At 69.4% G+C, this 23,459-nt stretch carries 24 protein-coding genes and 1 pseudogene; 13 read left to right on the top strand and 12 right to left on the bottom strand.

From position 1 onward, the window contains the following. Positions 1–25: 25 nt before the first annotated feature. The 9 genes and pseudogenes from AC1VNH_RS11420 (at position 26) to AC1VNH_RS11380 (ending at position 8,159) form a co-directional block, all read left to right on the top strand. The gene (locus tag AC1VNH_RS11420; protein ID WP_483111486.1) at positions 26–985 is read left to right on the top strand and encodes an aldo/keto reductase; all 960 of its coding nucleotides are present in this window, start codon (positions 26–28) and stop codon (positions 983–985) included. Continuing rightward, positions 982–1,845, top strand: a complete 864-nt coding sequence (locus tag AC1VNH_RS11415) for an amidohydrolase family protein (protein WP_483111485.1) — start codon at positions 982–984, stop codon at positions 1,843–1,845. The genes AC1VNH_RS11420 and AC1VNH_RS11415 overlap by 4 nt, the downstream gene beginning before the upstream one ends. Beyond that, entirely contained in the window at positions 1,842–2,864 is a 1,023-nt protein-coding gene (locus AC1VNH_RS11410; protein ID WP_483111484.1) for a zinc-dependent alcohol dehydrogenase, read from the top strand. Before AC1VNH_RS11415 ends, AC1VNH_RS11410 begins: the two co-directional genes overlap by 4 nt. Continuing rightward, positions 2,861–3,619 (top strand): SDR family oxidoreductase, encoded by a 759-nt coding sequence (locus tag AC1VNH_RS11405; protein WP_483111483.1) that lies wholly within the window; start codon positions 2,861–2,863, stop codon positions 3,617–3,619. The genes AC1VNH_RS11410 and AC1VNH_RS11405 overlap by 4 nt, the downstream gene beginning before the upstream one ends. Continuing rightward, positions 3,616–4,263 (top strand): bifunctional 4-hydroxy-2-oxoglutarate aldolase/2-dehydro-3-deoxy-phosphogluconate aldolase, encoded by a 648-nt coding sequence (locus tag AC1VNH_RS11400; RefSeq protein WP_483111482.1) that lies wholly within the window; start codon positions 3,616–3,618, stop codon positions 4,261–4,263. The genes AC1VNH_RS11405 and AC1VNH_RS11400 overlap by 4 nt, the downstream gene beginning before the upstream one ends. Continuing rightward, positions 4,260–5,216 (top strand): sugar kinase, encoded by a 957-nt coding sequence (locus AC1VNH_RS11395; protein ID WP_483111481.1) that lies wholly within the window; start codon positions 4,260–4,262, stop codon positions 5,214–5,216. The genes AC1VNH_RS11400 and AC1VNH_RS11395 overlap by 4 nt, the downstream gene beginning before the upstream one ends. 32 nt (positions 5,217–5,248) lie before the next feature. Continuing rightward, a pseudogene (locus AC1VNH_RS11390) lies at positions 5,249–6,101 on the top strand (fumarylacetoacetate hydrolase family protein). 105 nt (positions 6,102–6,206) lie between these two features. After that, positions 6,207–7,385: a mandelate racemase/muconate lactonizing enzyme family protein gene (locus AC1VNH_RS11385; protein WP_483111480.1), complete on the top strand. Its 1,179-nt coding sequence runs from the start codon at positions 6,207–6,209 to the stop codon at positions 7,383–7,385. 9 nt (positions 7,386–7,394) lie between these two features. Beyond that, entirely contained in the window at positions 7,395–8,159 is a 765-nt protein-coding gene (locus AC1VNH_RS11380; RefSeq protein WP_483111479.1) for a FadR/GntR family transcriptional regulator, read from the top strand. Between the two features lie 52 nt (positions 8,160–8,211). Here the strand turns inward: AC1VNH_RS11380 and AC1VNH_RS11375 are convergent, their stop codons facing one another. The 9 genes from AC1VNH_RS11375 to AC1VNH_RS11335 form a co-directional block, all read right to left on the bottom strand. Beyond that, positions 8,212–8,556 carry an L-rhamnose mutarotase gene (locus AC1VNH_RS11375; RefSeq protein WP_483111478.1) on the bottom strand — a complete coding sequence of 115 codons (345 nt, stop codon included), beginning with the start codon at positions 8,554–8,556 and terminating at the stop codon, positions 8,212–8,214. Then, positions 8,553–9,470, bottom strand: a complete 918-nt coding sequence (locus tag AC1VNH_RS11370) for a carbohydrate ABC transporter permease (RefSeq protein ID WP_483111477.1) — start codon at positions 9,468–9,470, stop codon at positions 8,553–8,555. The genes AC1VNH_RS11375 and AC1VNH_RS11370 overlap by 4 nt, the downstream gene beginning before the upstream one ends. Continuing rightward, complete coding sequence (locus tag AC1VNH_RS11365; RefSeq protein ID WP_483111476.1) at positions 9,457–10,446, bottom strand: carbohydrate ABC transporter permease; 990 nt, start codon at positions 10,444–10,446, stop codon at positions 9,457–9,459. Before AC1VNH_RS11365 ends, AC1VNH_RS11370 begins: the two co-directional genes overlap by 14 nt. Before the next feature lie 16 nt (positions 10,447–10,462). Beyond that, positions 10,463–11,827, bottom strand: a complete 1,365-nt coding sequence (locus AC1VNH_RS11360) for an ABC transporter substrate-binding protein (protein ID WP_483111475.1) — start codon at positions 11,825–11,827, stop codon at positions 10,463–10,465. A 182-nt stretch (positions 11,828–12,009) separates the two neighbouring features. Beyond that, positions 12,010–12,903 (bottom strand): ROK family protein, encoded by an 894-nt coding sequence (locus AC1VNH_RS11355; RefSeq protein WP_483111474.1) that lies wholly within the window; start codon positions 12,901–12,903, stop codon positions 12,010–12,012. Continuing rightward, complete coding sequence (locus AC1VNH_RS11350; RefSeq protein ID WP_483111473.1) at positions 12,900–13,187, bottom strand: hypothetical protein; 288 nt, start codon at positions 13,185–13,187, stop codon at positions 12,900–12,902. The genes AC1VNH_RS11355 and AC1VNH_RS11350 overlap by 4 nt, the downstream gene beginning before the upstream one ends. Positions 13,188–13,258: 71 nt before the next feature. After that, on the bottom strand, positions 13,259–14,299 hold the full coding sequence (locus AC1VNH_RS11345; protein ID WP_483111472.1) for an aldo/keto reductase: 1,041 nt from the start codon (positions 14,297–14,299) through the stop codon (positions 13,259–13,261). 108 nt (positions 14,300–14,407) lie between these two features. Next, on the bottom strand, positions 14,408–15,244 hold the full coding sequence (locus tag AC1VNH_RS11340; protein ID WP_483111471.1) for an alpha/beta fold hydrolase: 837 nt from the start codon (positions 15,242–15,244) through the stop codon (positions 14,408–14,410). 166 nt (positions 15,245–15,410) lie between these two features. Beyond that, on the bottom strand, positions 15,411–16,235 hold the full coding sequence (locus tag AC1VNH_RS11335) for a ribokinase (RefSeq protein WP_483111469.1): 825 nt from the start codon (positions 16,233–16,235) through the stop codon (positions 15,411–15,413). Between the two features lie 110 nt (positions 16,236–16,345). Here AC1VNH_RS11335 and AC1VNH_RS11330 point away from each other — a divergent pair, with 110 nt between their 5' ends. Continuing rightward, a complete protein-coding gene (locus AC1VNH_RS11330; protein WP_483111468.1) occupies positions 16,346–17,299 on the top strand; it encodes a nucleoside hydrolase in 954 nt (317 codons plus the stop codon). Positions 17,300–17,303: 4 nt separating this feature from the next. Here AC1VNH_RS11330 and AC1VNH_RS11325 read toward each other — a convergent pair whose 3' ends face one another. Further along, entirely contained in the window at positions 17,304–18,176 is an 873-nt protein-coding gene (locus AC1VNH_RS11325; RefSeq protein ID WP_483111467.1) for an EamA family transporter, read from the bottom strand. Then, positions 18,173–19,423 (bottom strand): serine hydrolase domain-containing protein, encoded by a 1,251-nt coding sequence (locus AC1VNH_RS11320; RefSeq protein WP_483111466.1) that lies wholly within the window; start codon positions 19,421–19,423, stop codon positions 18,173–18,175. The genes AC1VNH_RS11325 and AC1VNH_RS11320 overlap by 4 nt, the downstream gene beginning before the upstream one ends. 76 nt (positions 19,424–19,499) lie before the next feature. Here AC1VNH_RS11320 and AC1VNH_RS11315 point away from each other — a divergent pair, with 76 nt between their 5' ends. Continuing rightward, positions 19,500–19,808: a DUF2470 domain-containing protein gene (locus AC1VNH_RS11315; protein WP_243226375.1), complete on the top strand. Its 309-nt coding sequence runs from the start codon at positions 19,500–19,502 to the stop codon at positions 19,806–19,808. A gap of 64 nt (positions 19,809–19,872) precedes the next feature. Next, entirely contained in the window at positions 19,873–20,526 is a 654-nt protein-coding gene (locus AC1VNH_RS11310; RefSeq protein WP_243226374.1) for a biliverdin-producing heme oxygenase, read from the top strand. Positions 20,527–20,960: 434 nt separating this feature from the next. Here AC1VNH_RS11310 and AC1VNH_RS11305 read toward each other — a convergent pair whose 3' ends face one another. Next, a complete protein-coding gene (locus AC1VNH_RS11305) occupies positions 20,961–22,307 on the bottom strand; it encodes an ATP-dependent DNA helicase (protein ID WP_483111465.1) in 1,347 nt (448 codons plus the stop codon). Positions 22,308–22,393: 86 nt separating this feature from the next. On the opposite strand from AC1VNH_RS11305, the gene AC1VNH_RS11300 reads away from it, so the two are divergent. Then, positions 22,394–23,458: a hypothetical protein gene (locus tag AC1VNH_RS11300; protein WP_483111464.1), complete on the top strand. Its 1,065-nt coding sequence runs from the start codon at positions 22,394–22,396 to the stop codon at positions 23,456–23,458. Position 23,459: the final 1 nt, after the last annotated feature.

Here is a 23,459-nt window from a genome sequence, read left to right as displayed (position 1 = left end):
GATCATTCCCGAACGAAGGGGTTTCATGCATCAGCGGGCGATCGGTGGGCTGACCGTATCCGAAGTGGGCTTCGGTGCGGCGCAACTGGGCAACCTCTACCGCGTGACGACCGACGACGAGGCATTCGGCGCGGTCGACACCGCGTGGGCCCGCGGCATCCGGTACTTCGACACCGCGCCGCACTACGGCGTCGGCCTCTCCGAGACGCGCCTCGGCGTCGCGCTGCAGGGCCGCCGCCGCGAGGACTTCGTCGTCTCCACAAAGGTCGGGCGCGCTCTGATCCCGACCCCGGAGCGCGCCGCCGCCGGAATCCTCGACGACGACAACGGCTTCATCGCACCCGCGACGCACCGCCGCGAATGGGACTTCTCGCGCGACGGCATCCTGCGCTCGCTCGAGGGGAGCCTGGACCGCCTGGGGCTGGACCGCATCGACATCGTCTACCTCCACGACCCCGACGAGCATGGGGATGAGGCCGCCACGACCGGCGTCGACGCCCTCATCGAGCTCCGCGAGCAGGGCGTGGTCAGCGCGATCGGCGCGGGGATGAACCAGACCGCGATGCTCGTGCGCTTCATCGAGCAGTGCGACATCGACGTGGTGATGGTCGCAGGTCGCCACACGCTCTTCGATCGCACCGCGCAGGAGCGACTGCTGCCGCTCGCGCAGGAGCGCGGTGTCTCGGTCGTCTCCGCCGCCGTGTACAACTCGGGTCTCTTGAGCAACGCGGTCGTCCGCGACGATGCCACCTACGACTACGGCCCCGCCCCTGCGGACGTCCTGGCCCGCGCACGGCGTCTCGCGGCGATCGCGGAGCACCACGGCATCACCCTCCCGGATGCGGCGGTGCAGTATCCGCTGCGCGACGACGCCGTCGCCTCGGTCGTCGTCGGGATGCGGACGGCCGCTCAGGTGAACGGAACCGTCGACCGGTACGAGACCGCGATCTCCGACGACGCCTGGAACGAACTGGAGTCCGCATGATCGTCGACGCCCACCTGCACGTCTGGGACCCGAGCCGCGCTCCCTACCCCTGGCTCACCGAGGAGCTGCATCCCCTCGATCGCACGCTGCTGATCGACGACATCGCAGCGGATCTCGACCGGGCGGGCGTCGCCCGCGTCGTGCTCGTCCAGGCCGCCGACAACGCCGACGACACCGCCGTCATGCGTGTCGAGGCCGCGCGGCATCCCGACCGGGTCGCCGCGATCGTGGGATGGTTGCCGCTCGACGATCCGGACGCCGTCGAAGAGGGCCTCGCCGTCTTCACCGAGGATCCCCTGCTCGTCGGCGTGCGCAACCTCATCCACGAGCGCGAGCCCGGATGGTTGTCCCAGCCTGCGCAGAACGCGTCGCTGGCGCTACTCGCCGAGGCGGGTCTCAGCCTCGACTTCGTCACCGGCTCGGCCGACGCCCTGAGCGAGATCCCCGGCATCCTGGAGCGCCACCCGACGCTGCGGATCGTCATCGACCACCTCGGTAAGCCTCCGATCGGCGGCAGCCCTTCGGACCGCGCGACCTGGCGAAAGCTCCTCGCCGAAGCGGCCGCGCATCCCTTGGTGCATGCCAAGGTATCGGGACTGTATCCGCCCGTGGGCGACGCCCACGCCTGGGACGTCGACGACATCAGACCGTTCATCGAGGATGCGGCCGAGCTGTTCGGCGCCGACCGCCTCATGTACGGCAGCGACTGGCCCATCGCCGAGCGCGCCGGCGGCCACGCGCGCGTGCACCGCGCACTGCTCGAAATCCTCGACGGCTGGGGCGCCGCCGAGCGCGCCGCCGTCCTGTCCGGCACCGCCACCCGCTTCTACCGCCACCACCTGGAAAGGACGACCGCATGAACGGTCTCGTGTACGAGGGCAACGGCAAGGTCAGCCCCACGCAGCTCACAGCCGCATCCCCCGCCGCGGGCGACGTGCAGATCGCGGTCGCCTATACCGGACTGTGCGGCACCGACCTGCACATCGTGCACGGCAGCATGGACCAGCGGGTGCGCACCCCGCTCGTGTTCGGACACGAGATGAGCGGAACGGTGTCGGCCGTCGGCGAGGGAGTGACCGACTGGCAGGTCGGCGACGCCGTCACCGTCATGCCGCTGGACTGGGACGGCACCTGCCCTGCGTGCCTCGCCGGCAACCAGCACATCTGCCAGAACCTCGACTTCATCGGCATCGACTCCCCCGGATCGCTCCAGCAGCTGTGGAACGTACCCGAGCGCACGCTCGTGCGCATCCCCGCCGGCACGCCGCTGGATCACGCCGCCCTCATCGAGCCCGTGGCCGTCGCCGTCCACGACGTCCGACGCAGTGAGCTGGCGCCCGGCGACCGCGCTGTCGTCATCGGCGGTGGTCCGATCGGTCTGCTGATCGCCACGGTGGCTCGCCATTTCGGGGCCGACGTGCTCGTCATCGAGCTCGACGAGAAGAGGCGCGCGCAGATCGCCGATCTCGGATTCGCGACCCTCGACCCGCGCGAGCGCGACCAAAAGGATGTCGTCGACGAGTGGACCGGCGGGGCCGGTGCCGACGTCGTGTTCGAGGTGTCCGGCGCGGCGCAGGCCGTGCTGGGCGCGACCGACCTGGCGAAGGTACGCGGAACGCTCGTCGTCGTCGCCATCCACCCCACCCCCCGCCCGCTCGACCTGCAGCGCGTGTTCTGGCGAGAGCTGCGCATCCTCGGGGCTCGCGTCTACCAGCGCACCGACTTCGAGACCGCGGTCGAGCTCATTGCCGCGGGCGTCATCCCGGCCGATCGCCTCATCACCCGCATCGTCTCGCTCGACGAAGCACCCGCGGCGTTCGCGGAGCTGGAGTCCGGTCGCGCGATGAAGATCCTCGTGGATGTGGCGGGCGCGCAGTGAGCGGGCTCTTCGACCTCACCGGGCTCACGGCCGTCGTCACCGGCGCACGCCGCGGCATCGGATCGGCCATGGCGCTCGCCCTCGCCGAGGCCGGTGCCGACATCATCGGCGTGAGCGCGTCGCAGGCATCGTCGGGTAGTGAGATCGAGCGCGCGGTCACGGCGCTCGGCCGCGGCTTCGAGGGGATCGCGTGCGACTTCTCCGACCCACTCGCCGTCGACGCGCTCGCCCGCTCGCTCGCCGCCCGGCACATCGACATCCTCGTCAACAACGCCGGCACCATCGAACGCGCGCCCGCCGCCCAGCATCCGCTCCCGTCCTGGGATCGCGTACTGCAGATCAACCTGTCCGCGCCCTTCACGCTCGCGCAGGCGATCGGCGGGCAGATGCTCGCCCGGGGGCGGGGCAAGATCATCTTCACCGCGTCGCTGCTGAGCTTCCAGGGCGGCATCAACGTGCCCGGGTACACGGCCGCCAAGTCCGGGATCGCCGGGCTCACGAAGGCGCTCTCCAACGAGTGGTCGGCGCAGGGCGTCAACGTCAACGCGATCGCCCCCGGCTACATCGCGACCGACAACACGCAGGCGCTGCGCGACGACCCCGACCGCTCGGCGGCGATCCTCGAGCGCATCCCCGCCGCCCGCTGGGGACAGCCCGACGACCTCGCTGGCGCCACGGTGTTCCTCGCCTCCCGCGCCTCGGACTACGTCGACGGCATCACCCTGCCGGTCGACGGGGGCTGGCTCGGACGATGACGACGATGGATGCGGTGGCCGAGCTCGAGCGGATCGGTATCGTCCCGGTCGTCGTGCTCGACGACGCGCACCACGGCGCCGCACTGGCCGAGGCGCTGCTCGCCGGCGGCATCGGTTGCGCGGAATTCACGCTGCGCACACCCGCCGGCCTCGGCGCACTGCGCGAGGCGGCAGGGGTCGAGGGCTTCCTCGCGGGAGCGGGCACCGTGCTCGACGCGACGCAGGTCGACGCCGTCGCCGATGCCGGGGCCGGTTTCCTCGTCTCACCAGGCTCCTCACTGGCCGTCGACGACCGCGCACGCGCACGCGGAATCGCCGCCGTTCCCGGCATCGCGACGGCGACCGAGCTGCAGCGCGCACGAGAAGGCGGCCACACCCACGTGAAGCTCTTCCCGGCGGGCGCGTTCGGCGGCCCCGCCTACGTGGATGCGCTGGCGGGCCCCTTCCCCGACATGAGGATCCTGCCCAGCGGAGGCGTCTCGGCGCAGAACGCCGCCGCGTACCTCGAGCGCCCGACGGTCTTTGCCGTCAGCGGCAGCTGGATGGTGCCGCGGGCCGCGATCGCGGCGGGCGACTTCGCCGCGATCCGGCAGCTGGCGCGTAAGTGCCGGGAACTCCACGACGAGGCCAGGAGCAGCGCATGACGACGCCGAAGCGCGTACTGACGTTCGGCGAGAGCATGGGGCTCATCCGCGGAGACGCTCTCGGGGGATTCGAGCGACTCGCCACCGCATCCGTCGACACCGGAGGCGCGGAGGGCAACACCGCAATCGGGCTCTCGCGGCTGGGGGTGCCGGTGACCTGGCTCGGACGCGTCGGCCATGACGCGCTGGGCCGGCGGGTCGTGGCCGATCTGCGCTCCGAGGGCGTGGACGTCGTGGCCGTCACCGACGAGTCCGCCCCGACCGGTCTGATGCTGAAGTCGACGCCGCGCGCCGGCGCGACCGTCGTCAACTACTACCGCTCCGGCAGCGCGGGCAGCCGATTCGATGTCGCGGACCTCGATCGAGTGGATCTCGCCGCGTACGACATGCTCCACGTCACCGGGGTGACGCTGGCCATCTCCCTCCGCGCGCGCGAGGCCGTCATGGAGGCGGTCCGTCGCGCTCGGGCACTGGGGGTGGTCGTCTCGTTCGCGGTGAACCATCGGGCGAAGCTCTGGAGCATGAGCACGGCGCGCAGCGTCTGCAACGAACTCCTCCCCTTCGTGGACATCCTCTTCGCGAGTGACGAGGAAGCGCGGATGCTGACGCCCGCCGCGCGCTCCGCCGCGCTCAACGACCTGCCACCCCTCATCGCGAGGTCGGGGCCCGCGGACGTCATCGTGACGCTCGGCAGTCGCGGATGCGTCGCCGGTATCGACGGCACCGTCTACCAGGTGCCCGCCGAACGCATCAGCCCTGTCGACACGGTCGGCGCCGGAGACGCCTTCGCGGCGGGCTATCTCGCGGGTCGCGCCCGCGGGCTGTCGACCGACGAGAGCCTGCGGATAGCGACGCGTTGCGGCGCCTGGGCCTGCCTCCATCCCAGCGACTGGCAGGGAGCGGCGCGCGAGGAAGACCTCGCCGTCCGCATCGACGACGTGGTCATCCGCTGACCGCCGACCCCGCGAACGAGTAAAGGAAGAGCATGAGCCTCGCGAGACTGGGCCCGGCGGGCCAGGAGATCCCCGTTCTGTGGCACGACGGCGTTCCGCTCGATCTGCGTCCGATCACGACCGACATCGACGCGCACTTCTTCGCCGCCGACGGGATCGCATCCGCCCGCCGAGCCGCCGCGGAGGGCTCGCTGAACGAGCTGCCGGGATGGCGGAGCCTGCGCGTCGGGGCCCCTCTCGCCCAACCGGGCAAGATCGTGTGCGTCGGTCTCAACTACCACGACCACGCCGCGGAGACCGGTGCCGCGGTCCCCACCGAGCCCGTGGTGTTCATGAAGGACCCGAGCACGATCGTCGGCCCCTTCGATGACGTGCTCATCCCGCGCGGCTCGGCGAAGACCGACTGGGAGGTCGAGCTCGGCGTCGTCATGGGCACCACGGCGCGCTATCTCTCCTCGCCCGACGAGGCGCTCGCCCACGTCGCCGGTTATGTCGTCTCCCACGACGTCTCGGAGCGGGAGTTCCAGCTGGAGCGCGGGGGCCAGTGGGACAAGGGCAAGAGCTGCCGAGACCTTCAATCCGCTCGGTCCGGTCATCGTTGCCGCCGCCGACGTTCCCGACCCGCAGTCGCTCGCGCTACGGCTGTGGGTCAACGGTCAGCTGCGCCAGAACGGATCGACCGCGCAGCAGATCTTCTCGGTAGCCCACGTCGTCTGGTATCTCTCGCAGTTCATGGTTCTGCGCCCCGGCGACCTGATCAATACGGGCACGCCCGCCGGCGTCGCCCTGGGTCTGCCGGATCACCCCTACCTGCGGCCGGGCGACGAGGTGGAGCTAGAGATCGAGGGCCTCGGACGCGCCCGGCAGCGGATGGTGGCGGCATGAGCGTCCGAAACCTCGACGCCAGCGTCACGTATATTCACCCCCGTTCATAGTTCATATGATGTATGCTCTATAGCAGGTCACGGTCCCAGAAGTGTCAAGGACGATATGAAAATCACGGGCTACCGCACGATTCGCACCCACCGAGATTGGGGGCGGCCCGTCGGCGACGTCAACGGCTACATCGCCTCCGGGATCACCGAGGTGTCCATCGTCGTCATCGAGACGGATGAGGGCGTCGACGGCATAGCCCTCGGATCCGACCACGACATCGAGCGCATCTTCCCCGCCCTGGAGGGGCAGGATCCCCGCGGCGTGTCTGCGCTGTACGACCGGATGCTCGCCCACGTGTTCAAGGCCGGGCACAATGGCGCGACCTTCGGCGGGATCGCAACCCTCGACGCGGCACTGTGGGACATCAAGGCGAAGCTCGTCGGGGAACCTCTCTGGCGGCTCCTGGGGGCGAGCGACCGCTTCGTGCCGGGCTACGCATCGGGTCTCGACATCGCACTGAGCGACGAGCAGCTCGCGCGCTTCTACTCCGCCATGGCCGAGCGCGGATTCGCCAGCGGAAAGCTCAAGGGCGGCCGCGATCTGGGCGCCGACCTGCGCAGACTGCGCATCATCCGCGACACCCTGGCTCCCAACTCGTCGCACCCGACCCTGATGCTCGACGCCAACGAGTCCTGGAACCTCAAGCAGGCGGTACGGTACGTCGCAGCGGTCGAGCAGGAGCTCGACCTGGCCTGGATCGAGGAGCCGCTGCGCCGCTGGGACGCGCACGGTCACGCCCGCCTGTCACAGTCGGTCAAAGCCGCCGTGGCGACGGGTGAGAACCTCACCGGTCTCGAGCAGTTCCGGAGCCTCTTCGACCTAGGCGCCGTGGACGTCGTCCAGGCCGGCGCCGTCTGGGGAGTGACCCACTTCCTGCGCCTGGCCTACGCCGCGCACGCGCGAGACCTCCCGATCAGCCCGGTGGGTCTGACCAGCAACCCCGCCGTGGCGCACGCCGCGGCCGCCATCCCGAACCACCTGACCGCTGAGGTGCAGGATCTCGGCGCACCCTTCGGCGTCGACATCGATGAGGAGTACGCCGACGGCGGCATCGTCCTCGGCGATCGTCCCGGAGCGGGGCTCTCCATCGACGAGGCGGCGATCCGCTCGGTGCAACACGAGGGCGACTGGCTGCAGGCCGCAGGTCCCCACGTGCGTCCGGCACGCGCAGGACTGACTCTCGATCGGGAACTGTCCGCGAGCAGCCCCGCATTCGCGCCCCGCGGCGCCTAGAATGTTGCGATGAATGATCTTCGCGCGAACGGCACTCCGGCGCGCGTCTTCGATCGGGGCCCCGCGCGTACTCCAGTGTCACGCCTGGGTGTCGCCGTGGTCCACGACCTCGTCACCGCCATCATCACCGGCGAGATCGCCGAAGGCGCCATGCTTCCGATCGAGACGGAGCTGAGCGCCCACTTCGGCGTGAGCCGCACCGTCGTTCGCGAGTCGATCAAGCGCATCGAGGAGAAGGGGCTGGTCGCCGTCGTCCAGGGCAGCGGCACCACCGTACGCACACGCGAGTCGTGGAACGTCCTCGATCCGGTCGTGCTGCAGGTGATGCTCGAGAACGACGCGTCGCTGGGCGTGCTCGACGATCTCGCCATCGTCCGCGGCTCGCTCGAGGGCGCGATGGCGGCCGCCACGGCCGCGCGCCGGACCGATGACGAGCTGGCAGAGCTCCGCGGCGCCTTCGAGCGCATGGAGCACACGATCGACCACGAAGACGAATACAACGATGCCGACGTGCTTTTCCACCTCGCCGTGATGCAGCAGTCGCACATCCCGCTCGCCGAGAGCATTACGCGCACCCTCTACTCCCGGGCGCGCGAGTCGGCGCGCTTCACCACGAACCCGTCCAAGGACGTGTTCCAGCAGACCCTCGAAGAGCATCGGCGCGTGCTCGAGGCGATCGAGGCGGGGGATGCGGCGGCCGCCGAGTCGGCGATGCGCGCCCACATCCTCGACGCGTGGCAGCGCCGGCGGCAGCCGACGACGCGCAAGCCCTGAGACGGCGTCGACGGCGGGTGCGGGACGCCCCCCAGTCGCCCCGCACCCGCCGTCAGTCCTGGTGCCAGACCTCTGCGAAGTGCTCCCAGTTCGGGGAGCTCGATCCCTCGCGGAAGGGCAGCTGGCACGGCGCGGTGTACGACCACCACTTCTGTGTCACGGGGTCCTGGGCCATGAGTGCCTGATCGGCCTCGTAGTCGTCACCCACGTACTCGTAGTAGCCGAGGATCACGTCGTCGAGCACGAAGATCGTGAAGTTGCGGATTCCGCACTGTGTGATCGTCGCTTCCACCTGCGGCCAGACGTCGGCATGCAGTGCGAGATACTCCTGGCGCTTGGCGGGCACGAGCCGCGCCGCCATCCCGAACCGGCGGACGCCTGGATGGTCGGTGCTCATTCCTTCGTCCCTCCGGCCGTCATCCCGCTCACGAGGAAGCGCTGCGAGAAGAGGAAGATGACGAGCACCGGGGCGACCGACACGAGCGTCGCGAGGGCCAGCACCGGCAGGGAGATCGTGATCGACGCCCCGCTCGTCGGGTTGAACAGCGGCACGTTCGAGAGCAGCTCAGCCAACCCGACCTGGATCGGCGACTTGCGCCCCGGCGCCATCACGAACGGCAGGAAGTAGTTGTTCCAGTTGCCGACGAGGTTGAAGAAGCCGACCAGAGCGATCACCGGCGTGGCCAACGGCATCGCGATCCGCGCAAACACGCGCCATTCCCCCGCACCGTCGATGCGCGCCGCATCCAGGAGATCCTTCGACACGCTGGTCGAGAAGTAGATGTAGGTCAGATAGACCCCGAAAGGGAAGAACGAGAACGGCAGGATGACCGCCAGCGGGTTGCCGACGAGCTTCACCGCCGACATCTCCAGGAAGACGGGCAGCACCAGAGCGGTGCTCGGGATGAGCATGACGATCAGCGTGACGATGAGAAGCGTCTTGCGAAGCTTGAACTCGGTGAGCGCCAGGGCGTAGCCGGCGGGGATCGTCACGATGAGCGTGACCACCAACGCGACGCCCGTGTAGAGCACCGAGTTGCCGATCCAGGTCCACACGATGCCGTTCTGGAACTGCATGAGATCGTTCCAGTTGGCGGCGAGCGTGTCGAAGCCACCGAAGCTGAACGGGCCGTCCACCAGGAGTTCCCGCGGTGTCTTGGTCGGCGCCAGCAGCAGCCAGACGATCGGCACCACGAAGAACAGCACGAAGAAGATCAGGACGACGGCGACGAGCGCCTTGCCCATCCACTGCGCCGGCGAGATCGCGGAGCGCGCACGGTGTGCGCGCGTGTCGATGCTAGTCGCGCTCAAAGAGTCCTCCTCGGAAGACGAAGACCGCCGACAGTGCGCCCGCGACGAGCAGCAGCAGGAGGGAGATCGCGGCCGAGCCGTTGAAGTCGCCCTGGCGGAACGCGTACAGGTACGCGAGCTGGTTGATGGAGTAGTCGGGGGGCACGACGCCCTTCGACGCCTGCGAGAGCACGCGGGGCTCGACGAAGAGTTGTGTGCCGGCCGCCAACGACATGATCGCCATGTACGAGATCCACTTGCGCAGCAACGGGATCTGGATGTGGATGGCGGTCTTCACGGGACCCGCGCCGTCGATGCGCGCGGCCTCGAGCACGTCGGCCGAGATGTTGTTCAGCGCGCCGTACATGATCACGATCCATCCACCCGCGCCAGTCCAGAACGCGACGATCGTGAAGATGATCGGCAGGTTGTCGACCGAGACCGTCTGCACGAAGTTCTCGAACCCGAACCAGCGCAGGACGAACGAGACCGGACTGACGGTGGGGTCCAGGAGGAACAACCACAGCATGACGCTCGAGGCTCCCGCGAGCGCCCCGGGGATGTAGTACACGAACCGATAGCTGCTCGACAGCCACCGACGCCCGATCCCGTGGACCAGCAGCGCCAGCAGCACGACGAACACGAGCAGCGACACCAGGTAGAACACCAGGTAGACGCCGACGTGCATGACGGCCGGGAGGAACCGGTAGTCGGCGAAGACCTTCACGAAGTTCTCGACACCGGCGAAGGCGCCGTCCTTGGTGAAGGAGAGATAGACCGCGTAGAGCGTCGGGAGGATGCCGAACGCCAGCAGCAGGACAGTGTAGCCGGAGACGAACACGTAGCCGATACGACTCTGCGAGTGATCGGGCCGGCGGCGGACGGGGGAACGGGGCTCCCGCCGCCGCCCCGCCTCGGAAGAGGCGGAAGCGGCGACGGGAGCGGTGACCGAGGTGACGATGATGTCTTCCTTTGCTCGCGGCGGAAGCGGCGGCATCCGCGTGGAACGGGAATTACTTGACGGTGTAGCCCTGCACCTGTGCCTGGTTCTGGTACTCCTTCTGGAGCGCATCCACCAGGTCGGACTGACTCTTGCCGGCCGCGATACCCGGGACCACGATCGAGGCGTAGGCCGTCTCAGCGCTGAACGACGGGTAGCCCCAACCGCTCCACACGCTACTGGCAGCGGTGGACAGGGCGGAGGTGAAGTCGCCCACGTAGTAGCCGGAGCTCGACTGCTCGGCGAGCCACGCATCCGCGGCCGACTGGTAGGCCGGAAGGCCGGCGGCGAGCTTCACAGCATCGTCGGAACTCGTGACGTACTCGAGGAACTTCGCCACGGCCGCGAGGTTCTTGGAGTGGCTCGAGCCGTACCAGACACCACCGCCGACGTTCCCGGTCACCTTGTCCGAGCCGTCCCAGTAGAGGGGAGCTGCCGCGCCGATGGTACCCGCGGCGGCGTTGAGGCTGTCCTTGTTCTGGAACAGGGCGCCCGAGTACCAGGCCGGGCCGGGCATGCCCAGCACCTTGTCGCTGTACTTCTGCACGAAGTCGGCGCCGAAGACGCTGTCGTTGACGAGCGTCTTGTTCGCGAGCATGTGGTCGATGAGCTTGGTGGCCTTCTCGGAGTTCGGGTCGGAGAAGTCGCTCGTGAATGTGTCGCCGTCGACCTGGAAGATCGGCGCCTCGGAACCCCAGTAGTAGATGTAGGGGCCCTGGAACGAGTCGCCCACGGAACCGAGGATGTAGCCGGGGTGCTCGGCTGCGACCTTGTCACTGAGCGCTTGGTAGTCCTCCCATGTCTTCGGGATCTCGTAGCCGAACTGCTTCATCAGGGCGTCGTTGTACCAGTAGACGACAGGAGCGAGGTCGTTGCGCACGCCGTAGACGTTGCCGTCGACGGTCATCGGGTCATTAGCGCCCTTGGTGAAGCCGCTGAGGAAGTCGTCGGAGAGCAGGCCCTTGTTGAGGATGGCAGCGAACGGCTGGCCACCGTTGTTGGACTTGCTCGCCCACGAGGTGTCGTTCTGCTGCGTCGAGAAGACGACGTCCGGCCAGCCGGAGTCGGACTGGTCGAAGAGCGCGATCTTCGTCTTGAACGAGTCGCTTCCGCCGGAGTTGCCGTCGTAGGTCTCGATGTTGACGGTGAGGTCGGGGTTCGCGGCCTTGAACGCGTTGGCGATCGGTTCGCGGGAGGAGTCGACCCACACGGTGATGGGGGCACTCGCGTCCTGTTCGGCGGCGTCGAAGCCGTACTCGGACCCGCCTCCGCCATCGGTTCCGCCGGAGCAGGCGGTCAGTGCCGCGACGGCGGCGAATCCCACGGTCAGGGCGAGGGAGCGAGTCAGGAGACGAGAGCGTCGGTGCTGTGAAGCCATTGCGCGTCCTTTTCTGGTCGGCGTCTTTGACGACAGGGCCGTCGGGCGACGGCGGGAGCTAGTACATCATACATCTCACCTAATCGCAATGAACGAGGTTTGACCGTGAGAAACACGCGGTCCGCGCACGCGAGAACGCCCCACCAGATGAGGTGGGGCGTTCTCGCGACGGGTGCCGGGCGTCAGCCCGCGGCGGCCTGCTCGGCGAGCAGCAGCGCGCCGTAGAGCCCTGCCTCGCCGTCGAGTTCGGTGCGGGCGATGGCAAGGTCCCGTGACGAGCCCCGGGCCCCGGCGGGGCCCACGCGGACGGCTGCGGCCTCCTGCAGCGCCTCGATCAAGCCGGGCGTCTTGAGCACGCCGCCGCCGAACACGATCAGTTCGATGCCCAGCGTGAAGTACAGCGTGGCGGCGAGCTGGGCGAGGTAGAACGCGGTGATCTCGTTGCTCTTCGCGCGGGCGGCCGCATCCAGCTCCTGGGTGTCGATGCCGTTGCGCGCACGGACGGCGGGGCCCGACGCGACGCCCTCGAGACAGTCGCCGTGAAAGCGGCAGATACCGGCGAAGGTGTCGTCGGGGTGCCGTGCGACGGGAAGGTGAGCGATCTCTGGCCATCCGGTGCCCACCAGCACACGGCCTCCGGCGATGAGCCCGGCGCCCACACCGGTGCCGACGGTGACGTAGGCGACGTCGCTCGAGTCCTGCGCGGCGCCCCACTGCAGCTCGCCGAGCGCGGCGCCCGTGACGTCGGTCGTGATGCGGGCGGGAGCACCGGAGGCCGCCGCGCGGATGCGGCCCAGCACGTCGACGCCGTCCCACCCCGCCTTCGGCGTCGAGGTGATGGATCCGTAGGCCGGCGAGGCCGGGTCGAGATCGAGCGGACCGAAGGCCGCGATCCCGACACCGGCGATCTCGTCGTCGAGGGACCGGATGAAGTCGCCGACCGCGGCGAGCGTCGTGTCGGGCTCACCGGTCGCCACCGAGCTGCGGCTCAGGATGCGGCGAGGCTCCCCCTCCGGCGCCGCCGCGCAGACTATCTTCGTGCCGCCGGTCTCGATGCCGACGAGAAGCCGGCTCACGCCGCGTCCTCCTCGCGGGACACGACCCCGCCGAACACGGAGTTGTTGCGCATGGCGCGGCTCTCGTCGTCGTCGCCGAGGAGCGCCTGCCGCAGACCGTCGACGTCATGCGTGCGAAGGAGCGCATTCCACCGCTCGACGGCCGCACGCGCGCCGCCCTCCGTGGTCTCGCGCTTGCGCGGCACGTTCTGCAGCGCTCGGGTGATCACGTAGAGCGGTTCGGTCTCGAGCAGTTCGGCGATCCGCCGGTGCTGAGCGAGCTTCTTCTGGTCGTTTCGCGACATTCCTGCCTCCGCGTCCCATCCTGCCGCGGGCGACGTGCCCGCGGGTGAACCCGCGTCGAACGCTACCCGCGTCAGTTGACCGCGCCGCCGACGGGCGCGGCGAACTCATCGAGGGCAGCGACGACCTCGAGCGAGAGCACCGCCTTGCTCGCGGCGATGGCGTCATCGATCTGCCCCGGACGCGAGGCGCCGATGATCGCCGTCGTCACGACGTCGTCGCGCAGCACCCACGCGATCGCGAGCTGCGGGATCGACAGACCCGCATCCCGCGCGACGGCGTCGATGCCACGGATGCGGCGCAGGTAGTCGTCGGTGAGTGCGCTGCTGTTGAGGAAGTGGCTGTCGGCGGCGCGCGAGTCGGCCGGGACCGTGCCGTCGAGGTACTTGGCGGTCAGCAGACCCTGCGCCAGGGGCGAGAAGACGGCGCTGCCGACCTGCAGTTCGCGCAGCGCGGGGAAGAGCTCGGCCTCGGGGGTGCGGTCGAAGAGCGAGTAGCGCGGCTGGTGCACGAGCAGGCGCACACCTTCGGCGGCGAGCAGCGCGTGGGCGCGACGCGCGAGCTCGGCCGGGTAGTTGGAGATGCCGACGTACAGCGCCTTGCCGCTGCGCACGATGTCGACGAGCGCCTGCATCGTCTCTTCGAGCGGCGTCTCGGGGTCGACGCGGTGGGAGTAGAACACGTCGACATAGTCGGTGCGCATCCGCGTGAGGCTCTGCTCGAGCGAACGCATCAGGTACTTGCGCGAACCGCCGTCGCCGTACGGCCCCGGCCACATGTCGTAGCCGGCCTTCGTCGTCAGGAACAGCTCATCGCGGTACCGTCGCAGGTCGCTCTCGAGCACGGTGCCGAAGGTCGTCTCGGCAGCGCCGTAGGGCGGGCCGTAGTTGTTCGCGAGGTCGATGTGCACGACGCCGCGGTCGACCGCGTGGAGGAGGATCTCGCGCTGCGCCTCGATCGAGCGGCCACAACCGAAGTTCTGCCACAGCCCCAGCGAGACACGGGGCAGACGCACCCCGCTGGCGCCGGCACGCGCGAACGGCACATCGTCGTAGCGGGTCGCCTTCGCGATGTACGGCGAAAGCAGGCGGGGGTCATCGGCGGCGATGGGCATGACGATCCTTCGGGAGGGAAAGGGGTGCAGTTCGCAAGCCTGCCACACCGGGCCGACATCCGGCCCCGGTCTGCAGCGGACTGCGGACCGGGGCCGGGTCTCAGCGGGTCATTCCTGGATGAAGGCCAGGATGTCGGGGTTGATCACGTCGGCGTGCGTGGTCAGCATGCCGTGCGGGTAGCCCTCGTAGATCTTCAGCGTCGAGTTCTGCAGCAGCTCGTGCTGCTTGAGGGCCGCATCCTTGTACGGGACGACCTGGTCGTCATCGCCCTGGATGACGAACACGGGAACCGTGATGGCCTTGAGGTCCTCGGTCTGGTCGGTCTCGGAGAACGCCTTGATGCCCAGGTAGTGGGCGAGCGCGCTGCCGGTCATGCCCTGACGCCACCAGTTGTCGATCACGGGCTGCGAGGGGGTGACACCCTCACGGTTGAAGCCGTAGAAGGGACCGGATGCGACCGCCTCGAAGAACTCGGCGCGGTTGGCGGCGAGCGCCTCACGGAAGCCGTCGAACACCGAGATCGGCGTGCCCTCGGGGTTGGCGTCGGTCTGCACCATGAGCGGCGGCACGGACGACACGAGGACGGCCTTGGCGACGCGGCCCTGGGGCTCGCCGTACTTCGCGACGTAGCGGGCCACCTGGCCGCCGCCCGTCGAGTGTCCGATGTGGATCGCATTGTGCAGGTCGAGGTGCTCGACGACCGCGTTCACGTCGCTCGCGTAGTGGTCCATGTCGTGGCCGGTGCCGATCTGCGAGGAACGGCCGTGGCCGCGACGATCGGTCGCGATGACGCGGAAGCCCTTGCTGAGGAAGAACAGCATCTGGGCGTCCCAGTCGTCCGACGAGAGCGGCCAGCCGTGGTGGAACACGATGGGCTGGGCGTCGGTGCTGCCCCAGTCCTTGAAGTAGATCTCTGCGCCGTCGTCGGTGGTCACGTAGGCCATGGGAACCTCCAGGGTGTCTTGTGTTGCACAGTCGTTGAGGGGGAGCGCTCGAGCCGCAGGGGCCGAGGGTGCGTTCACGATAGCTCCGCGCCTCACGCACCGTGCTTCGACATCTGTCCAGACAATTCCCACCGCTCCGACGCGTTCACCGCGTCGCCGGAGCGCGTCAGCGGTACGTGTCGAGTCGCCGCAGCGGCGGCTGCGCCCCCTCGTGAGTGACCGCATCCGCGCCGACGGCGCAGGCGGCGGTGAGGGCCGCGACGTCGTCCCACCCCGCGTGCAGCGCCAGGGTCAGCGCGGCGCAGAACGCGTCTCCCGCCCCGACGGAGTTGATCGCGTCGACCTTCGGGGCGCCCACCCGCGCGACCTCGCGACCGCCCTCTCGCAGCGCCGCGCCGGCAGAGCCGTAGGTGACCGCCACGCGGCGGGCGGCGGCGAGCGCGGGCAGCAGTTCGTACTCGGTCTCGTTGACGATCACGAGGTCCGCACGCTCGAGCACCGCCGTCGGCACCTCGCGCGCGGGCGCCGCGTTCACGGCGAGAAAGCCCGGCACGTCGGCCAGCGCCGCGATCGCCGACACCGGGATCTCCTGCTGCGCCAGGACCGCCTCGTCCGCCCGGAACTCCACACCGTCGAGGCGCACCGTGTCGTTCGCCCCTGGACAGACGACGATCTGATTCTCCCCGGCCTCGTCGACGATGATCAGCGCCGTACCGGTGGGATCGTCGCCGAGCCAGACATCGCTCGTGTCGACGCCCGCATCCCGCAGGTTCTGCAGCATCGCGTGCCCGTCGGTGTCGTCGCCGACGGCGCCGACCATGCGCACGCGAGCGCCCAGACGCGCCGCAGCGACCGCCTGGTTGGCGCCCTTGCCGCCCGGGTCACGCCGCAACCGTCCGCCCAGGACCGTCTCGCCCGCGCCGGGCAGCCGCCCGGTGGTGGCCGTCAGATCGACGTTGATGCTTCCGACGACGCAGAGAGGACCGAGCATCTCCCCATTCCACCATGCGCCGAGGCCCCGGATGCGGCGCCTCAGCCCGTGACGAGATATAACCGAACAGGCGGACGAGGGGGTCGCGCCCCGACCCACCGAGGAGAACGATGACCGAGCCCACCCCCGTCTATCTGGACTGCGACACCGGCGTCGACGACGCCGTCGCGCTGGCGTACCTGCTGGCCTCCCCCTCGATCGACCTCGTCGGGGTCGGCACCGTCAGCGGCAACATCTCCGCGGCCGAAGCCACGCGCAACACGCTCGACCTGCTGGCGCTGGCCGGTCGCGACGACATCCCCGTGGCGCAGGGTGCGCACGATCATCTCGACCACCCCTACGGGGGCGGCGCGCAGTGGGTGCACGGCGAGAACGGCATCGGCGGCGTCGAGCTGCCGCGAAGCCCGCGGGCGGCGGATTCCCGCACGGCCGTCGAGCTGCTCATCGACCTGTCGCACACCTACGCCGGGCGCCTGCACGTGCTGACGATCGGCCCGATGACGAACCTCGCGCACGCCCTGGAGGCGGACCCGACCCTGCCCGAGCGCATCGCCGCCGTGACGGCCATGGGCGGCGCGGCCCTCGCGCCCGGCAACATCACGGCAGCGGCCGAGGCGAACGTCTACAACGACCCGCAGGCGGCGGCAGCCCTCCTCGCCGCCGACTGGGATGTCACGCTCGTGCCCCTGGACGCCACCATGGAGCACACCATGAGCGAGCAACAGCGCGAGCGGCTCGTCGCCGACGAGCGTCCGTTCGTCTCGGCGATCGGACACATCCTCGATCACTACTTCGACTTCTACCGCGACACCTACGGGCACCGCACGTGCGCGCTGCACGACCCGCTCGCCGCCGCGATCGTGGGCGGCATCACTCCGTCGCGCGCACCCCGCGTGCCGGTGACGGTCGACGTCACCGACGGACCGGGGCGCGGTCAGACGATCGCCGACCTGCGCGGTCAGCGCGTGGCGATGCGCGACCACGATGGCGTGCGCACGCGCATCGTGCTCGACGTCGACGCGGGTGTGGCCGACCACCTGATCGACACGATCCTCGCGGGCTGAGAACTCAGGCCACCGGTTCGTCCTGGCGCCGGGCACGCGGCGCCATGAGCACCGCACCGATGCTGGCGGCGATCACCAGCGCGATGCCCGCGATCTCGAGCACGCTCAGGTGCTGCCCGAGAAGGACAAAGCCGGCGATCGACGCCGTCGCCGGTCCGAGGCTCATGAGGATCGCGAACGTGGATGCGGCCAGTCGCCGCAATGCGGACAGCTCGAGCGCGTAGGGAATCGTCGACGAGAGCACGGCGACCCCGGCCCCGAGCGCCAGTAGGTCCGGTCGCAGCAGCGCGCCGCCCGCATCCGCGATGCCGAAGGGAAGCGACAGCACCGCGCCCACGGCCATGGCCAACGCGAGGCCGTCGAGCCGCACGAACTCGCGTCCGACCCGCGCCGAGGCGAGGATGTAGAGCGCCCAGCTCGCTGCGGCCCCCAGGGCGAAGGCCACGCCGAGCGGATCGAGACGATCCCACCCGCCGCCGCCGAGCGCGACGACGCCGAGGAACGCGAGCCCTGCCCAGAGCCACGCGGAGGCCCGACGCGCGGCGATGATCGACAACGTCAACGGCCCCAGCACCTCGATCGTCACGGTGACGCCGAGCGGCAGGCGCTCGAGAGCGAGGTAGAACAGACCGTTCATCAGCGCCAGTACGAGACCGAATCGCACGACCGCCCACCACGCCGCCCGCGAGTGTCCCCGCAGGCTCGGCCGAGCGATGAGCAGCAGCACGATCGCCGCGAAGACGAGCCGCAGCATGACCATGCCGAGAGGCCCGACCTCGTCGAACAGCAGAACGGCGAGCGAGGCGCCGACCTCCTGGCAGGCGAGGCCGACTAGGACGAGGGCGACGGCGGAGGTGGATCCGGAGCGAGCGGTCACGAAGCGGGCAGCGGGCACACGGCCGCAGCGGCGATCGCGTCGTGATACTGCTGCGCGGTCCAGGGCAGACCCGCATCCGGGGTGCTCTGGCCGTCGGCCGCCGGCGCCTTGGAGGCGATGGAGGCGAGCTCCCAAGCCAGGTACGCGCCCACCCAGTCGGTCGCGGCCGAGTTGTTGAGCACGACCGAGACGGTCATACCCGTGGTCGGGTCGGCGAAGGATGCGGTGATGTACCCGGGAACCGAACCGAACTGTCCGATGAGCGAACCGGCCTGGAAGGCGCCGCCCGTGGCGGTGAGCCACGACGGCTGGTCGGGCGAGACGAGCATCGCGGACGCGAAGCGATCCTCGCCGCCGAACGATCCCGCGGCGAGCGCCTGCGTGTAGCGGCCGACGTCGGCGATCGTGGAGACCACTCCCGCGTTCGTGAAGCCGAAGCTGGAGGACATCGTGGTCATGTCGCGCGGCTCGGCGCAGTTCATGGCGCCGTCGGGCCCCGGCTGCGACAGCAGACCCTTCAGCGCGGGCTCTCCGGGCTTGGCCGCGGTGCCGCCGGGCAGGCTCGTATGGGTCAGGCCCAGCGGGGAGAAGACCTGTTCGTCCAGCAGGTTCGAGGCGCTCTCGGAACCGGCGTTCTCGAGCGCGAGTCCGAGCAGCACGTACCCCGTGTCGGAGTCGCGCCACGCGGTGCCGGCCGCGGCCGGATCGAAGCCGGTGATGCCGTAGGCGGCGAGCTCCGCGGCATTCCACTCGCGTGCGGGCAGCCCGATCGCGTCATCCTGCAGCACAGCGCCGTACGAGCCCAGACCGCTCGTTCCGTCGCACAGCATGCCGAGGGTCACGCCGCTGAGGCCGGCGACGCTGGGGACGTACGTGCGCACCTCGTCATCGAGCGAGACCTTGCCCGCATCCACCATCTCGTAGAGCACGTCGCAGATCATCGGGCGGGTCAGCTCGCCCACCCGGAACACGTCGTCGGCCGAGGCGTCGCCCACTCCGGCCACCCAGGATCCGCTCCAGGGCGCCCAGACGCCGACGATCGCTCCGGTCGAACCGGTCGCGGCCATCGCGAAGTTCACCGCGGACTCGAGCTGCGTCTGCGTGTCGGCCGGGAAGGCGCCCTCGACCTGCGGGGGGACGTCGAGCTCGATGCTCTTGGCCTGCGTGCAGCCCGCGAGCGCGAAAACGATGACGGCTGCGCCGGCGATCGCGGCAGCAGCGCGTTTGAAGCCGGAACTGATCGGCATTTCACCCCCGCGGTCGTGCTCCAGCATTCAAACACACCCACATCACAAGACCATCACGGCTCTTAGGCTGTGCTGCATGACGCACGTTTTCGACGATGAGACACTGGCCGGTGTCCTCGGGCACATGAACTCCGATCACTCCGACGACAACATGCTCTTCGCGCGCGCCTTCGGCCCGCATCCGGCGCCCGTCGGCGCCCGCATGGTCGGATTCGACGGCGACGGGGGCGACTGGGTCATCACGGCGGCCGGTGGCGCGAGCATCGATATGCGGCTGACATGGCCCGGCGGCCCCATCACCGAGCGGCGCGAGGTACGACGGGAGATCGTTGCGCTCTATGACGCCGCGTGCGCCGAGCTCGGCATCGAGCCGCGCCCTCACTGACCGCATCCGACATCTGAAGAATTGACGATTTAGGTTCTGCTTACCTGAAGGTATAGTGGGCCGCATGAGCGACCCGATCCCGTTCTCCGCAGCCCTCCGCGAGCGTTCCAGCGGTGCCCACTCGGGCAGCGAGGGCGCCGGATTCATGTCCGACCTCATCAAGGGCGAGGGCACGCGCGATGACTACGTCGCGCTCGTCGCGCAGCACTGGTTCATCTACGAGGCGCTGGAGTCCGCGGCCGAGCGGATGCGGCGCGACCCGGTGGCGGCGGTGTTCATCAGCGAGCGCCTCACCCGCCTTCCCGCTCTCGCCGCCGATCTCGAGTTCCTCGTCGGGCCCGATTGGCGCGAGCGCATCGAGCCGCTGCCGACCACACGCCGCTACGTCGATCGCATCAACCAGGTGGGGGCGACGTGGCCGGGAGGATTCGTCGCCCACCACTACACCCGCTACCTCGGCGACCTGTCGGGCGGGCTGTTCATCGGCAAGCTCATGCAGCGCCGGTTCGGGTTCGACACCAACGGCATCGGGTTCTACATCTTCGCGGACATCGCCGATCCGAAGGAGTTCAAGGAGCACTACCGCGTGCAGCTCGACGCGGCCCCCTGGGACGAGGCCGAGAAGGAGCGCGTGATCGACGAGGTGCTGCTGGCCTACCGGTTCAACACCGAGCTGTTCGAGGATCTCGCCCGAGCGAAGGCCGAAGCCGCCGCCTGACCCGGCGCAGCCCCCCTCCGCGGGGCTGTCCTCAGGGGTGGCTCGCGTGACCCGGTGCCCGCCTTCCGGTGCCCGACTTGCGTCGCATATGCGCAACTGCGATACCTTTCCGCATCCGCCACAGTCATTGACTGGCGCATCTGCGCAGAACTGTAGCCCTTGGCCGACCTAGCCCCGAGGCGGACCCTCGGCCCGACTCCCCTGTGCCACCCAACGGCCCCGCTCCCGGACCACCGACCGCCGGCATCCGGCGTCCCCTCCCTATCCGGACACGGCACACCCGCCCGCTCAACCGCCACACTTGTGTGCAATCGCCACAGTGAGTGACTGCCGCATTCGCGGAGAACTGGCGCATCTGCGCAACTGCGACGCAACTCGGGCATGGAGACCCGGTCCGCGGGCGACGAGCGCCGGCACCGGAGGCCGGGGCGGACTCAGGCGCGGGCGCGGGACATGAACCTCTGCACATCGGGATCGACGCGGATGTCGGAGGGCCGGAGGGGCCGCGACAGGTAGAGGCCGTCGAGCGAGGTCAGCCGAGACAGCGCGACGTAGGTCTGTCCGGGAGCGAAGGCCCCCGCGCCGAGGTCGACGATGGCGCGGTCGTACGTCTTTCCCTGCGACTTGTGGATCGTGACCGCCCACGCCAACCGCAGGGGGAACTGCGTGAACTCGGCCACGACCTCCCGACTGAGCGAGCGGGATGCGGCGTCGTACGCGTAACGGAAACGTTCCCACACCGCGGGCTCGACGTCGTAGTCGCGGCCGTCGATCTCCACGCGGACGATGCTCCCGGCGATCTTGACCACCGTGCCGATCGTCCCGTTCACCCACCGCGGTCCGTCCCCGTAGGACTGTGTGTCGTTGCGCAGGAACATCACCTGCGCGCCGACCTTGAGCTGCAGTTCCTGCTCCGCGGGAAAGGCGGCCTCTCCGCGTCCGAAGTCGCCGCTGACCTCGGCGTGCGCGGTCTGCACGCGGCCGGCGAGGGCGTCCAGGTGGCGCCGGTTGATCGCGTTGACGCGGTCGTTGCGGGTCGCGAGCGTGATGATGGGCTCGTCGGCGGAGAACTCCGGCGGCGTGCGGGCGCCCGTGTCGTTGAGGATCTTCGCCATGTCCGCGGTGACCTGCCCGTAGCGCACGGCATTCAGCAGCGCCTTGAACCCCGGATCCGACTGCCGATGGACCTCGCGCAGCTCGGCGACGTGGAGATCGGCGCCGTACCGCCCCATGTCCATGAGCCCGTCACCGCTGGACTCCCCCGCCCACACGTGCGCGTCGAAGAACCAGAACGAGTGGTAGTGGTCGCGCACATAGCGCAGCTCGTCACCCCGCGGCGGAACGGGCGCCAACTGGTACGGGTCTCCGAACATGACCATCTGCACGCCGCCGAAGGGCTCCGCCCGCCGGCCCCGGGCCTGGCGCAGCGCCCGGTCGATGGCGTCCATGAGGTCGGCGTTGACCATCGAGATCTCGTCGATCACGAGCGTGTCGATCGCGTTGAGGAGCTTGCGCGTGGCGTCCGACTGGTCGAGTTCGCTGTTCGCGATGAGACCGATGGGCAGCCGGAACAACGAATGGATGGTCTGGCCCTCGACGTTCAGGGCGGCGACGCCGGTCGGGGCGCAGACGGCGATCTGCTTCGACGTGTTCCACGCCAGATGCTGCAGCAGCGTCGATTTGCCGGTGCCGGCGCGACCGGTGACGAACACGTGCTCCCGGGTGTCCTCGATGAGCCGAAACAGCGCCTGCTGTTCGGCGGAGAGGGCGGGGGTGCTCACCGATCCATGCTAGGCGCCGCGCGGCCGCATGACGCCCGGGGGCGACTCCCCGCGCTTTCGCGGGGACCCTTTCCTAGACTTGGCCCGTGAGCCGCTTGAGACGAACCCGGCGCCCCGGCGTGCGCCTGGCGTTCGATCTCACGACCCTCGGCCTCATCGGCGGCCTCCTGCTCGCGGCCCTGGGCGCCGGCACGGCGGCCCTGTACCAGGAGTTCTACAGCCCCTCCGCTTTCGTGCAGCGCTATCTGAGCATGCTCGAGTCCGGACGCGCCGCTGACGCTCTGGCCCTGCCCGGCGTCTCGCTCGACTCCTCGGAGCTGACGGATGCGGGACTGCCCGCATCCGCATCCGACGCACTCCTGCGCAGCGCCGCGCTCGGTTCCCTCACCGACGCCCACGTGGTGTCCGAGCAGACCGACGGTGCCGACACGGTCGTGACCGCCAGTTACGTCGCCGGCGGGCACGACGGGACCACCTCGTTCCGGGTCCGCAGCAACGGGACGCTCGGCTTCATCCCGACGTGGCGGTTCAGCCAGAGCCCCCTCGCCGTCATGAACCTCATGGTTCTCGGCTCGTCCACCTTCGACATCAACGGGTTCCGCGTCGACCGTCGCCAGGTCTCCCCCGACGGCGTCGACGCCGACCCCGTCGCACCCGTGTCGCTGCTGGTGTTCTCGCCGAACCTCTACTCGGTCACGGTCGACAGTGCGCTCTCGACCTCCGAAGGGGTCGCCGTTCTCGCGGACGCGCCGATGGTCAATGTGCCCGTCACCGTGCAGACGAAGCCGACGGACGAGTTCGTGAAGGTCGTGCAGCAGCGGGTCGAGGAGTTCCTCACGGCCTGCACCACGCAGCAGGTGCTGCAGCCGACGGGTTGCCCGTTCGGCTTCGTCGTGCGCAACCGCGTCGAGAAGCTCCCGACCTGGTCGATCACCGAGCAGCCCACCGTCGAGGTCCTGCCCAAAGGTGCGGGATGGGTGATCCCCGACGCGGATGCCGTCGCGCACATCGATCTCGAGGTGCGCTCACTGGCCGACGGTTCGCTGCGCGAAGTGTCCGAGGACGTACCGTTCGTGGTGAACGGTACCATCGACATCCTCCCCGACGGCACGGCGTCGATCCGCGTCGGAGGTTACGACCCGGGGCTCTGAA

The sequence above is a fragment of the Microbacterium sp. KU4F genome (assembly GCF_056868075.1).
Note: the sequence above shows the minus strand (reverse complement) of the source record. Positions and strands in the feature narration are given on the sequence as shown.

Bases quoted from the DNA above. Each gene is read 5' to 3' on its own strand.
- AC1VNH_RS11420 (WP_483111486.1), top strand. From the start codon at position 26: ATGCATCAGCGGGCGATCGGTGGGCTGACCGTATCCGAAGTGGGCTTC.
- AC1VNH_RS11415 (WP_483111485.1), top strand. From the start codon at position 982: ATGATCGTCGACGCCCACCTGCACGTCTGGGACCCGAGCCGCGCTCCC.
- AC1VNH_RS11410 (WP_483111484.1), top strand. From the start codon at position 1,842: ATGAACGGTCTCGTGTACGAGGGCAACGGCAAGGTCAGCCCCACGCAG.
- AC1VNH_RS11400 (WP_483111482.1), top strand. From the start codon at position 3,616: ATGACGACGATGGATGCGGTGGCCGAGCTCGAGCGGATCGGTATCGTC.
- AC1VNH_RS11395 (WP_483111481.1), top strand. From the start codon at position 4,260: ATGACGACGCCGAAGCGCGTACTGACGTTCGGCGAGAGCATGGGGCTC.
- AC1VNH_RS11385 (WP_483111480.1), top strand. From the start codon at position 6,207: ATGAAAATCACGGGCTACCGCACGATTCGCACCCACCGAGATTGGGGG.
- AC1VNH_RS11380 (WP_483111479.1), top strand. From the start codon at position 7,395: ATGAATGATCTTCGCGCGAACGGCACTCCGGCGCGCGTCTTCGATCGG.
- AC1VNH_RS11375 (WP_483111478.1), bottom strand. From the start codon at position 8,556: ATGAGCACCGACCATCCAGGCGTCCGCCGGTTCGGGATGGCGGCGCGG.
- AC1VNH_RS11365 (WP_483111476.1), bottom strand. From the start codon at position 10,446: ATGCCGCCGCTTCCGCCGCGAGCAAAGGAAGACATCATCGTCACCTCG.
- AC1VNH_RS11360 (WP_483111475.1), bottom strand. From the start codon at position 11,827: ATGGCTTCACAGCACCGACGCTCTCGTCTCCTGACTCGCTCCCTCGCC.
- AC1VNH_RS11350 (WP_483111473.1), bottom strand. From the start codon at position 13,187: ATGTCGCGAAACGACCAGAAGAAGCTCGCTCAGCACCGGCGGATCGCC.
- AC1VNH_RS11345 (WP_483111472.1), bottom strand. From the start codon at position 14,299: ATGCCCATCGCCGCCGATGACCCCCGCCTGCTTTCGCCGTACATCGCG.
- AC1VNH_RS11340 (WP_483111471.1), bottom strand. From the start codon at position 15,244: ATGGCCTACGTGACCACCGACGACGGCGCAGAGATCTACTTCAAGGAC.
- AC1VNH_RS11335 (WP_483111469.1), bottom strand. From the start codon at position 16,235: ATGCTCGGTCCTCTCTGCGTCGTCGGAAGCATCAACGTCGATCTGACG.
- AC1VNH_RS11330 (WP_483111468.1), top strand. From the start codon at position 16,346: ATGACCGAGCCCACCCCCGTCTATCTGGACTGCGACACCGGCGTCGAC.
- AC1VNH_RS11320 (WP_483111466.1), bottom strand. From the start codon at position 19,423: ATGCCGATCAGTTCCGGCTTCAAACGCGCTGCTGCCGCGATCGCCGGC.
- AC1VNH_RS11315 (WP_243226375.1), top strand. From the start codon at position 19,500: ATGACGCACGTTTTCGACGATGAGACACTGGCCGGTGTCCTCGGGCAC.
- AC1VNH_RS11310 (WP_243226374.1), top strand. From the start codon at position 19,873: ATGAGCGACCCGATCCCGTTCTCCGCAGCCCTCCGCGAGCGTTCCAGC.